A 498-nucleotide genomic window follows, 5' to 3' on the forward strand; every position below is an offset into this window, starting at 1 on the left:
GCTGGGGCAGTGCCCGGCCGTCGCGGTCACGGCCGGCGGCCAGGGTGTCGAAGGTGTCCGGGTGCCACAGTCGGGTGAGCAGTTCGGTTTCGGCGCCGGTGATCAGGTCGAGCAGCCATGCGATGCGGGTGTCGAGGTCGTCGAGTCCGATCGGCTCGCCGGTGCTGTCGTCGACCGCCGCGTACGGGCGGGTGGTGAACGCGAACGGGCGCCGGTCGATCGGTGCGGTGTTGCTCATCCGTTCACCCCCGCCCTGTGTCGTCGTCGATCGGTTCCTGCCGGGACCATCTCGTCGTGCTCGACTGCGGCGTCGACCGTATCGTCGGGCACCGACAGATTCGGTTCGGTCCGCGTCCCGACCGGGTCGGGTCGGTGCCGATGCGGTGACCGGCCCTGCGGTGCGTGCCGATCCCGCTCCTCCGGGACACGCAGCAAGGCAACAGGAAGAATCGGAGAGTATGACGGAGTATCGGATTTCTCGTCGACTGTTGTGAGCCT

Annotated in this window: 1 pseudogene; it reads right to left on the reverse strand. The window is 68.3% G+C overall.

Going from position 1 to position 498, the window contains the following annotated elements:
- Positions 1-238: pseudogene (locus tag M1M07_RS32410) on the reverse strand (transposase); the annotation flags it as partial.
- Between the last annotated feature and the right edge of the window lie 260 nt (positions 239-498).

This window comes from Rhodococcus sp. HM1 (assembly GCF_023218075.1).
Lineage (GTDB): Bacteria > Actinomycetota > Actinomycetes > Mycobacteriales > Mycobacteriaceae > Rhodococcus.